The sequence below is a fragment of the Streptosporangium sp. NPDC051023 genome (assembly GCF_040689595.1).
In the GTDB taxonomy this organism is placed as follows: Bacteria; Actinomycetota; Actinomycetes; order Streptosporangiales; family Streptosporangiaceae; genus Streptosporangium.
Genome location: NZ_JBFBCE010000021.1, coordinates 118,530 through 128,445 on the forward strand (window position 1 = coordinate 118,530; position 9,916 = coordinate 128,445).

General features: G+C 70.2%; 8 protein-coding genes. 2 read left to right on the forward strand and 6 right to left on the reverse strand.

What is annotated here, in order from left to right:
* Positions 1 to 13 precede the first annotated feature (13 nt).
* Positions 14 to 1,102 (reverse strand): substrate-binding domain-containing protein, encoded by a 1,089-nt coding sequence (locus tag AB0395_RS16555; protein WP_366281359.1) that lies wholly within the window; start codon positions 1,100 to 1,102, stop codon positions 14 to 16.
* A 74-nt stretch (positions 1,103 to 1,176) separates the two neighbouring features.
* On the opposite strand from AB0395_RS16555, the gene AB0395_RS16560 reads away from it, so the two are divergent.
* Positions 1,177 to 1,665: a MarR family transcriptional regulator gene (locus AB0395_RS16560; RefSeq protein ID WP_366281361.1), complete on the forward strand. Its 489-nt coding sequence runs from the start codon at positions 1,177 to 1,179 to the stop codon at positions 1,663 to 1,665.
* Positions 1,666 to 1,813: 148 nt separating this feature from the next.
* On the opposite strand, the gene AB0395_RS16565 is transcribed toward AB0395_RS16560, so the two are convergent.
* On the reverse strand, positions 1,814 to 3,142 hold the full coding sequence (locus tag AB0395_RS16565) for a Glu/Leu/Phe/Val dehydrogenase (RefSeq protein WP_366281363.1): 1,329 nt from the start codon (positions 3,140 to 3,142) through the stop codon (positions 1,814 to 1,816).
* Positions 3,143 to 3,672: 530 nt separating this feature from the next.
* Between AB0395_RS16565 and AB0395_RS16570 the strand changes: the two genes are divergently transcribed.
* A complete protein-coding gene (locus tag AB0395_RS16570) occupies positions 3,673 to 5,241 on the forward strand; it encodes an alkaline phosphatase D family protein (RefSeq protein WP_366281365.1) in 1,569 nt (522 codons plus the stop codon).
* Here AB0395_RS16570 and mptB read toward each other — a convergent pair.
* The 4 genes from mptB to AB0395_RS16590 all read right to left on the reverse strand — a co-directional run bounded on the left by mptB (position 5,231) and on the right by AB0395_RS16590 (position 9,701).
* Positions 5,231 to 6,676, reverse strand: a complete 1,446-nt coding sequence (gene mptB, locus AB0395_RS16575) for a polyprenol phosphomannose-dependent alpha 1,6 mannosyltransferase MptB (protein WP_366281367.1) — start codon at positions 6,674 to 6,676, stop codon at positions 5,231 to 5,233. The two genes, AB0395_RS16570 and mptB, sit on opposite strands and share 11 nt — an antisense overlap.
* 393 nt (positions 6,677 to 7,069) lie before the next feature.
* Entirely contained in the window at positions 7,070 to 8,281 is a 1,212-nt protein-coding gene (rocD, locus tag AB0395_RS16580) for an ornithine--oxo-acid transaminase (protein WP_366281369.1), read from the reverse strand.
* 43 nt (positions 8,282 to 8,324) lie between these two features.
* Complete coding sequence (ddaH, locus tag AB0395_RS16585) at positions 8,325 to 9,119, reverse strand: dimethylargininase (protein WP_366281371.1); 795 nt, start codon at positions 9,117 to 9,119, stop codon at positions 8,325 to 8,327.
* 108 nt (positions 9,120 to 9,227) lie between these two features.
* Complete coding sequence (locus AB0395_RS16590) at positions 9,228 to 9,701, reverse strand: Lrp/AsnC family transcriptional regulator (RefSeq protein WP_366281373.1); 474 nt, start codon at positions 9,699 to 9,701, stop codon at positions 9,228 to 9,230.
* Between the last annotated feature and the right edge of the window lie 215 nt (positions 9,702 to 9,916).

The following is a 9,916-nucleotide window of genomic DNA, read 5'->3' on the forward strand; positions in this document are numbered from 1 at the left end:
CAGAGGCAAGTTGTTAACGAACGATGTCGAAATCGAGACCATCCGCTCTGCCTATGTGGGCACCGCGCCGCACTCCGTGGTCCTGGAGTGTCAGGCGACCGCGCGCGGTGACGATGGAGGTACCGTCGGCGACCGCGTCAACCGCCGGGACGTAGAGAGTTCCCGCGCGCCTCGCGAGTGCTGCGAGCATCAGCACCGCCTCGTAACAGCCCTGGCCGTGCCCGTTGAGCAACGGCGCGTTTGATCCGAAACGGCGAGTGTAACGCTCTCCAAGACTCAGGCTGTCATCGGTGACGAGGCTGGAGAAATAGCCCATAGCGCCGTATAGCTCCCCGGTGTCGTCGCCACCGATGCCCAGCAGGCCATGCTCCTCAAGCGCCCCGCAGAGACGGGGGTAGCCCAGGCCCGCGGTGGTGTAGGCCCGGTTGAAGCTGACGAGGTCACTGCCGATCAGGCTGAGCAGCACGGCGTCCGGTCTGCTGGCGACCAGTTGCTCCATGACCTGGGGCAGGCCGAGCTTGCCGTACGGGATGTACTGCTCGCCGACCACCGTCGCGCCGCGCGCGGCGAGATGGCGGCGGGCCGCTCCGTGCACCAGGCGGGGCCAGATGTAGTCGTTGCCCAGCATGAACCATCTACGGGCGCGGCGCAGCTCGATCAGCCAGTCGAGCCCGGGCTTGAGCTGGCGGTCCGGCGTCTCGCCGAGGAAGTAGACGCCGGGAGCCTTGCCGCCGCCCTCGTAGGGCGGGGCGTAGACGAACGGCACCCCCCCGGCCAGGGCTCGCACGATCGCGATCCGGACGTCACTGCCGCAGGTACCGACCACAGCGTCGATCACACCGCTCCGCGCGAGCTCCCCGACCTCCGCGGCCACCTGCTCCGCGGGGCGGCCTCCGTCGAGGAGGACCAGCTCGATCGGCCTGCCGAGGATGCCACCCGCGATGTTCACCTCGTCGGAGGCGAGGACGGCGCAGTTGATCGCGCATGGTCCCACGAGCCCGAGCACCCCGGAGATGGGGACGACGAGTCCGACGCGCAGAGCGACCCCTTGGAGCAACTGTGCTTCCAAGGGCTCGATGACGGCTGTGATGGCTTCTGCCACATTGGAGAGTATCCTCCTAAAAGGACGGGTATGGCAGGCCCGTTACTTAGCCGGGATACAGACGGGAGCTTCACATGGTGACGACCGGGCTGGGATCCTCGCTCGCCTACTTGCTCAGCCGCGCTGAGCGTAGTGTCAACCGAGGGCTCGCCGCCGCGCTCACCGCGGAGGATGTCAGTGTCGAGCAGTGGCGCATCCTGCGCGCGCTCGCCGACGGCTGCGGCCACTCGATGGGTGATCTGGCCGAGGTCGTCCTGATGCCGCACCCGACGCTCACCAAGGCGATCGACCGGCTCATCGACCGGGCCCTGGTCTACCGCGGCCACGATCCGGCCGACCGCCGCAGGGTCGCCGTCTTCCTCGCCGACCGGGGAGCCGAGCTGCTCGATCGGGTCGAGGGGGCGGTCGCGGGGCACCACAGGACGATCGAGGCCGCCTACGGCACCGAGCGCACCGAACAGCTCATGGGCGAGCTCGAGCGCCTGGTCAGGGCTCTGGACGCGCCGATCGCCGAGCCGATCGCCGAGCGCGACGGCGCCGCCGTCCCCGCGCTGCGTTCCTGACGGTCCCGCACCGTCAGGGGAACGCGACGCCGCGTTCCCCACAGCTCGATCGTGTGTCCCGGTGCGGGCGCCGTCCGTCTCCTGAGAAGTCGCGACGGCCCGTACGGCCCGGCCCCCGAGGGGACCGGGCCTTTCTCGTGCCGGAGCGTCAAAGACGCAGTCCCCTCGCCCTGTGCGCCTCGGCGACCCGGCCGACGCCGACGGCGTGGGCGGCCTGGCGCAGGGTGAGCCCGCGCTCCGCCGACATCGCCGCGACCGTGTCGAAGCAGCCCCCGGCGAGTCCGCGCAGCCTGGTGCCTGCTCCCCCGATACCCCACGAGCGGGGCCCTGAGCTCGGCGTCCCCCCGAGGCGGGAGGCGATCACGCTGCCCGCGCCCGTCAGGATGTCCGGGATCACGACGGTCCCCGCGCCGGCGAGGATCGGGTCCGCGTCCGGCGTGACCGGGCCGTCCACCGCCTCGACGACCAGGCGGGCCCCGACGCCCGGAGCGTCCTGCGCCGTGATCGGGCTCGCCGGGGCCGCCAGGACGAGCACGTCCACGTCCAGCCCCAGCAGTTCCTCACGGGACAGGGTGTCCGCGTTGCGGTAGCCGTACACACCGCCTGTCTCCCGCGCCCACGCGCGCAGGCTCTCCACGTCCAGGCCGGAACGGTCGGCGACCGCGCCCGTGGCGTCGCAGAGCGCGACCACACGGCAGCCCTCGCCCGTCAGCCGCCGCGCGGTGAGCGAGCCGGTCTCGCCGAAGCCGTGCACCGCGACGGTACGGCCCGCGGGGGAGCCGGGCAGCGTCCCCAGGGCCCTCAGCACGGCGGCGCACGCGCCGGAGGAGGCTGCGGCGGCCTCGTCGGGGGAGTCGCCCGAGGCCGCGGAGCCACCGGCCACCGCGCCCGGCGCGGAGTAGCCCGTCTGCGCCGAGTAGCCGTCCGCGATCCACGCTGCGATCGAGGCGGTGGTCCGCTCGTCCGCGCCCGCGTCCGGGGCGGGGACGTCCCCTTCGGGGCCGATGATCGGCATGATCTCGTTGACGTAGCGCCGGGTCACCCGCTCGAGCTCCCAGGCGCTCAGCGAGGTGGGGTCGACGCGGACGCCACCCTTGGCGCCGCCGTACAGGACGCCCGCCAGCGCGTATTTCCAGGTCGTCCGCATCGCCAGCGCGGTGACCTCGTGGATGTCGGCGGAGGGCGCGAAGCGGATGCCGCCCCTGGCGGGGCCGAGAGTGGTGTTGTGCTGCACCCGGAAGCCCTGCAGGACATCCGTCCGGCCGTCCTCACGGAGAACCGGCACCGAGACGGTGAGCGAGCGGCGAGGGGTGGCGAGCATCGTGCGCAGGCCGTCATCCAGGCCGAGCAGGCCGGCCGCCTCGTCGAGGAGGAGCAGGGCGGAGTCGAGGGCCTGACGGCCTGCGCTGGTTTCCGGGCCGAGGCCCGGGCTGGTAAGACTGGTCGCCGGCGTCGTTGACGGCACCATGAGGGTCATGAAGGTGAACCTCCATCCGGTGAGCGGAGCGCCATTGCTCCACTCGTGGTGGTTTGTGATGATCAGAATATTTATGGGTCCTTTGCCGTGCCAAGCTGAATACGTTGCGGGCTGATGGCCGTTTTTTGTGCGTTTCCCTACTTTGAGGTGACAGATCGTTATCCGGCGGGGTTGTCGGGCAGAGTGGGAGCACACGCCGACATGGCGGGCGCCCGGCCGGGCGCCCGCCGTTCCGTAGTGGCTGAGGGGTTGACCGCCTCCCCTCCCCGAGGGGAGGAGATTCCTGCGGTCGCCCGCAGGGTTTCCTGTTTCACCGCCGGCCGCCCGCCCGAAAAGGATCTTTCGTTGGGGTCTTACACCAGCTCCGCAGGCGTTTCACCTCTCCGCCGGCCCGGCGGCGAGGGTGGAGCCGATCATGCGGGTGGCGGCTTGGTCATCGCCGCTACCGAACACATTACCGAAACCTGCGGCGTCGTACCGCGTTTCCTCCGGGCCCTGAAGGACCGGGTCTCCACGCTTAAGGAGTTTCGATGAACGTGCCGGAACTTGTGGTCGGGCCGCTGCTGCGTTACGTGGACGAGACGAGCGCCTCGATATGGGTGGAGACCAGCGGGCCGTGCGAGGTGACCGTCGAGGCCGGTGGCACGCGCTCGAGGGCGCTGACGTTCTCCGTGCACGGCCACCACTACGCGGTCGTTGACGTCACCGCTGAGGGGGCTTATGAGGTCCGTCTCGACGGGGAGGGCGTCTGGCCGCTGCCCGATCAGCCACCCAGCCGCATCCGGTTCCTCGGCCCCGGCGGCCCCAGAAAGGTGATGTTCGGCTCCTGTCGAACCAGCGTGCCGCACGACGCCCCGCACACCATCTCCCACGGGGTCGACGTCCTGCGCGCGTACGGCTGCAGCCTGAGGGACAGGCCCGAGGAGGAGTGGCCCGACATGCTCCTCCTGCTCGGCGACCAGGTCTACGCCGACGAGCCGTCCGTCGAGATGCTGGAGTTCATCAGGGGACGCAGGGACAGCGAGCCGAAGACCGAGATCGCTGACTTCGAGGAGTACGCCGAGCTGTACCGGGTCGCCTGGACCGACCCGGAGATCCGCTGGATCCTCTCGACGGTACCCAGTGCGATGATCTTCGACGACCACGACCTGCGGGACGACTTCAACACCTCCGCCTCGTGGCGGGAGAAGATGTCCAAGGTCTCGTGGTGGCCGCGGCGGGTGGTCTCCGGCCTCGGCGCCTACTGGGTTTACCAGCACCTGGGCAACATGTCACCGGCGGAGCGCTCCACCGACGAACTGCTCGGCAAGCTGTGCGCGGCGGCGGGCGACGGTGGTGAGATCCTCGACGCCTTCGCCGAGCACGCCTACGACGTCCCCGCCGACAGCAGGTGGAGCTACTCCCGCGACCTCGGCGGCACCCGTCTGATCATGCTCGACTCCCGCTGCGCCAGGCAGCTCACCCCCGGCGATCGGCGCATGATCGACCCGGTCGAGTGGGAGTGGCTCGTCGAACAGCTCGACAGGGGCGGCGCGGAACGTTTTGTGATCGGTACGTCGGTGCCGTTCCTGCTGCCCGCGGGCATCCACCACATCCAGAACTGGAACGAGGCCCTGGCGCAGGGGGCCTGGGGTGGGCGGGTCGCCCGCTGGTCGGAGGCCCTGCGCCAGGCCGTCGACCTGGAGCACTGGGCGGCCTTCCGCCGCTCCTTCGAGGATCTGTCCAGGCTGCTCGTGAGGGTGGGCAAGCCGGTGATCCTGCTCTCCGGCGACGTGCACTACTCCTACGTGGCCAAGGCAGAGGGGCTGCCCATCTACCAGCTTGTCTGCTCGCCGATCCGCAATCCGCTGAGCCGTACGCTCAGGCTGGCCAACATCGTCGCGCAGTTCGGCCTCGCCACGCTGGTCGGCGGCTGGCTGTCCCGCCTGGCGCGCATCCCCAGGCCGCCGTTCAGATGGCGGATCGTCAACGGCCCGTGGTTCTCGAACGCGGTGGCCAACCTGTCCCTGGACGAGACCCCGCCGTCGGTCCGCTGGGACACCGCGACCGTGGCCACGACCGGCGTCTCCGAGGTCGCGACGGTCCGGCTCACCGGCTGAGCGTCGGCTGCCGCGCCGGGGTCGGGACCTCCGGCGGCGCAGGTCTCCGCTCGCGAAAGCGCAGGGCACCCGCCAGGCCCAGCACGACGACGTACAGGATGACGGCGTCGGAGACGAGCGGGGCGATCCACGGGCGGTAGGTCTCGGCGATCCATTGGGTCAGTCCGGTCGGCTGGAGTCGCAGGAGGGCGGTCGCGCCCGGCAGGTAGACGAGGCCGGCGACGATTCCCCTGACGATCAGCGGCCCGTCGAGACGGCTGGCGGGCATGAGGGCGAGCAAGGGGAACAGCATCGCGTCGTACCAGGGGTGCTGCACCGGAGAGGTGAGCAGCCAGCACAGGCACCACGCGAGCGCGGGCCGTACGGCGGGCGGCCCCTGAGGCAGCCGCAGGCACAGCAGGAGACCGATGAGGAAGGCGGCGCCCAAGGCGAGCCGCCCTTCCAACGCCGACGGGTCCGCGCCCAGCCCCAGCGCGTCGGCGAGCACGCGCCACGGGTCGGCCAGTGAGCGGGCGCCGATCTTGCCCGCCACGTTCGCGAGCGCCTCGGGACCCTGGGTCGCGTACAGCGTGACCAGCGTCGCGAACGCGCCCATGCCCAGCGCGACGAGGGTGGTCGCGGACCGGCGGGCGGCCCAGGCCAGTCCGGCCCCCGCGAGGACGAACGGTGCCTTGACCGCGGCCGCGGCGCCGAGCAGCGCTCCCGCGACCAGGCCCGCGACCGGGCCGCCCCGGCGCAGGGCGAGGAGGGCGGCGACGAGGAAGAGCACCCCGAGACCGTCGATGTGACCGCCGAGCACCACGTGCCACAGCATCAGCGGGTTGAGGCTCCACAGCAGGTGGACGCGGACCCGCCGGTCGCGCTCCGGGCCCGCCAGTCTGTCGAGCACGAGGGCCGACAGCAGGAACGCCAGGCCGGTCATGACCTTGAAGGCGAAAACGGTCGCCGCCATGGAGTCGCCGCCGAGGCGTGAGGCCGCCATCTGCGCCCAGGTGGCCAGCGGGCCGTAGACGGAAGGCGTGTTGCGCCACGCCAGGGGGGTGAGGTCGCCGACCGGGTCGGCGATCCGGTGCAGCCAGGCCGGCGTCATCACGTACGGGTCGTGTCCCAGCGCGGCGATCCGCCCGTAGACCGCGTAGTTGAGCACGTCCGTCGACCCGGCGGGCGGTACGAGCGTGAGGGCGGCGACGGCGACCAGCGTGCCCGCGAGGAGGATTCCCCGCGCGGGACGCCACCTCCGGCGCAGCGCGTACAGCGCGGCGCCGACGCCCAGGCCGCCGACGATGACGGCCGTCCAGCTGAGCTGGACCACCGGTGTCTCGGGGGGATCGGCGCGAAAGAACCAGGGCGGGTCGCCCCCGCCGAGGTCGGGCACCGCCGCGGACGGCCCGAGGAGGGCGACGGCGAGCATGACCGCGATCGAGATGCCGATCATGACGAGTCCTGCGCGCCCGGCGAGCCGCGCGCGCAGGCGTGGCCTCCCGGCAGGTCCCGGCTCCGTCATCGGGGGAAGCGGACCGGTTCCAACCGACATCGACACCTGCCGAACCTCCAAGAGCCACCGGGACGGTCACGGCATCGCGACGGCCTGGCCGCACGGTCGCCGAGCCCGCCCCGCGATCGGCGGGCGTATGGCTGACACGTGGTCCGGGCGCCGGCCCACGATGAGGGGCCGGGGTCGCCGGTGGCTTCACGGGTGTCGTTCACCCGGTGTTGACGCGATGCTCACCTCCAGACTAGATCGTCCGGGCGGTGGGCGGTCCGTCGTTCGTCGGCGCGGCCGGGTTCGGCTCACCGCTCGCCGGACCGGCGCCGTCGAACCGCCGGGTTACCTCGCGTACTCCTTGAGGGCGTCGGCGAGCTGGTCGACGGCCCACACGAGGTCCTCCTCCGAGACCACGATGGGCGGGGCGAGGCGGATCGTCGAGCCGTGGGTGTCCTTGGCCAGGACGCCGCGGCGCATCAGCGCCTTGGAGATCTCCCGCCCGGTGGCGAGGGAGGGGTCGATGTCGACGCCCGCCCACAGGCCGCGGCCGCGCACGGTGACGACGCCCTGGCCGATCAGGCCACGCAGCCTCTCGTGCAGGACGGCGCCGAGTTCCCTGGCCCGCGCCTGGTACTCGCCGGTGTTGAGGATCTCGATGACCGCGTTGGCGACCGCGCAGGCGAGCGGGTTGCCGCCGAAGGTCGAGCCGTGCTGGCCGGGCTTGATGATGCCGAGCACGTCCTTGTTCGCGGTGATGGCCGAGACCGGGACGACGCCGCCGCCCAGGGCCTTGCCCAGCACGTAGATGTCCGGCACGACGCCCTCGTGGTCGCAGGCGAAGGTGTCCCCGGTACGGCCGAGCCCCGACTGGATCTCGTCGGCGATCATCAGGATGTTCTCCGCGGTGCACAGCTCGCGGACCTGGGTCAGGTAGCCGTCCGGCGGCACCAGCACGCCCGCCTCGCCCTGGATGGGCTCGACCAGCACCGCGACGGTGTTGGCGTCGACGGCCTCGCGGATCGCCTCGATCGAGCCGTACTTCACGATCTTGAAGCCGGGGGTGTACGGGCCGAAGTCGTCATGGGCGTCGGGGTCGGTGGAGAAGCTGATGATCGTGGTGGTGCGGCCGTGGAAGTTGTCCTCCATCACGATGATGTTGGCCTGCTCTGCCGCGACGCCCTTGACCTGGTAGCCCCACTTGCGAGCCACCTTGATCGCGGTCTCCACGGCCTCGGCGCCGGTGTTCATCGGCAGGACCATGTCCTTGCCGGTGAGGTCGCCCAGGCCGGCGGCGAAGGAGGCGAACTGGTCGTGGAAGAAGGCACGGCTGGTCAGGGTGAGCTTGCCGAGCTGCTCCTGCGCCGCTCCGATGATCTTCGGGTTGCCGTGGCCGAAGTTCAGCGAGGAGTAGCCGGACAGGCAGTCCAGGAACCGCTTGCCCTCCACGTCGGTCACCCAGGCGCCCTGCGCCTCGTGGATCACGATGGGAAGGGGGTGGTAGTTGTGTGCGCTTCGCTGTTCGCTGAGCTCGATGAACTCTTCTGTGCTCTTCATCCGCTTGTTCGCCGTTCCTTGGTTCGTGACCGTTATGCCTGCTTTATCCCCGAATTTCCAGTGTGCAGCATTTGGGTCCGCCGCCCGCTTTGCGTAGCTCGGACAGCTCGACGGGGACGACCTCGAGGCCGCGCCGCTTGAGCTCCAGCTGGAGGCCGGTCGCCTCCGTGTTGATCACCACGTGGGTGCCGTCGCTGACCGCGTTGAGTCCGAGCACGGTCGCGTCATCCTCGTTCGCGATGACGGCGTCGGGGAACAGGTTCCTGAGCACCTCCTGGCTCCCAGCCGAGAAGGCCCCTGGGAAGTATGCCACGTTATGTCCGTTTAGTGGGAAAAGGGCAGTGTCCAGGTGGTAGAAGCGGGGGTCCACCAGACGCAGCGAGACCACCGGGCGACCAAGGAACTCCTGGGCCTCACCGTGCGCGGCGACGTCGGTGCGGAAGCCCGTTCCGGCCAGCACCAGGTGGTCGAGCGTGAGGAAGTCGCCCTCGCCCTCGTTGGTGAACTCGGCCTCGCGCGCAGAGGAGTAGCCGTTCGCCGTGAACCACTCCAGGTAGGCGGGCCCCTCGGCGGCGCGCTCGGGATGCGTGAACCGCGCGCCGTAAACCCGGCCACCGACGACCAGCGCCCCGTTGGCGGCGAAGACCATGTCGGGCAGCCCCTCGACCGGGTCGATCAGGCTGACCCGGTGCCCGAGCTCCTCGTAGGCGCTCCTGAGCCCCTCCCACTGACGGATCGCGACCTCGCGGTCCGCGCCCGCCTCCGGGTCCATCCACGGGTTGATCGCGTACTCGACGGCGAAGTGGTCAGGCCGACACATGAGGTAATGCCTCATCATTAATAACCCCGTAAAGGACGTCGCGGTGAAGACTGCACCAGCCTAAGAACGGGGTTCACGCGGGCCAAGAGCCCGATCTTGCGCGTTGTCGCAGGTCTCTTGCATCTTTCAGGCGACGAACGGCGATTCGTTGCGCGAGGTGATCAGTGGGGCATCGATCAGCCGGGAGAGCACGATGGAGCTTTTCGTCCGTACCACGAACGGCTCGGAGGCGATGCGCTCGATCACCTGTTCCACGTGGCGTACGTCGGTGGCCCTGATGTGCAGCAGTGCGTCGGCCTCGCCGGTGATGGTGCACGCGGAGACCACCTCGGGGTGCCGGGAGACGGCGATCCCGATCTCGGACGGCGAGGTCTTGCCGGCGCAGAACAGCTCCACGTAGGCCTCCGTGGTCCAGCCGAGCGCCGCGGGCTCGACCCGCGCGGTGAATCCGGTGATCGCTCTTGTCTCGCGCAGCCGGTCGACCCGCCGTTTCACGGCCGACGCCGACAGGCCGACCCGATGCCCGATCTCCGCGTAGGTTGCGCGGGCGTCCTCGACGAGCGCCCCGATGATGTCACGATCCAACCGATCCAGTTCCACGCTGTTTTCTAACACAACGAGAGGGCCGCGACGGACGGTCGCGGCCCTCTCTGATGATCGAACACGGTGGATGCGGGGGGCGTTATCCCAGGTGACAGCCCTGATGACTCTCTGTACGGCGTTCAGGCCGTACCCGCTCGACACGATCGGCGCGGAGACCCAGGGCATGATCGGCTACTGGATGCTGCAGGCCCTGCAGAACGCGCTGCCGGGAC

What these genes read in the sequence shown, in the direction of transcription:
- AB0395_RS16560 (WP_366281361.1), top strand. Translation starts at nt 1,177, where the DNA reads ATGGTGACGACCGGGCTGGGATCCTCGCTCGCCTACTTGCTCAGCCGC.
- AB0395_RS16565 (WP_366281363.1), bottom strand. Translation starts at nt 3,142, where the DNA reads ATGACCCTCATGGTGCCGTCAACGACGCCGGCGACCAGTCTTACCAGC.
- AB0395_RS16570 (WP_366281365.1), top strand. Translation starts at nt 3,673, where the DNA reads ATGAACGTGCCGGAACTTGTGGTCGGGCCGCTGCTGCGTTACGTGGAC.
- mptB (WP_366281367.1), bottom strand. Translation starts at nt 6,676, where the DNA reads ATGATCGGCATCTCGATCGCGGTCATGCTCGCCGTCGCCCTCCTCGGG.
- rocD (WP_366281369.1), bottom strand. Translation starts at nt 8,281, where the DNA reads ATGAAGAGCACAGAAGAGTTCATCGAGCTCAGCGAACAGCGAAGCGCA.
- ddaH (WP_366281371.1), bottom strand. Translation starts at nt 9,119, where the DNA reads ATGATGAGGCATTACCTCATGTGTCGGCCTGACCACTTCGCCGTCGAG.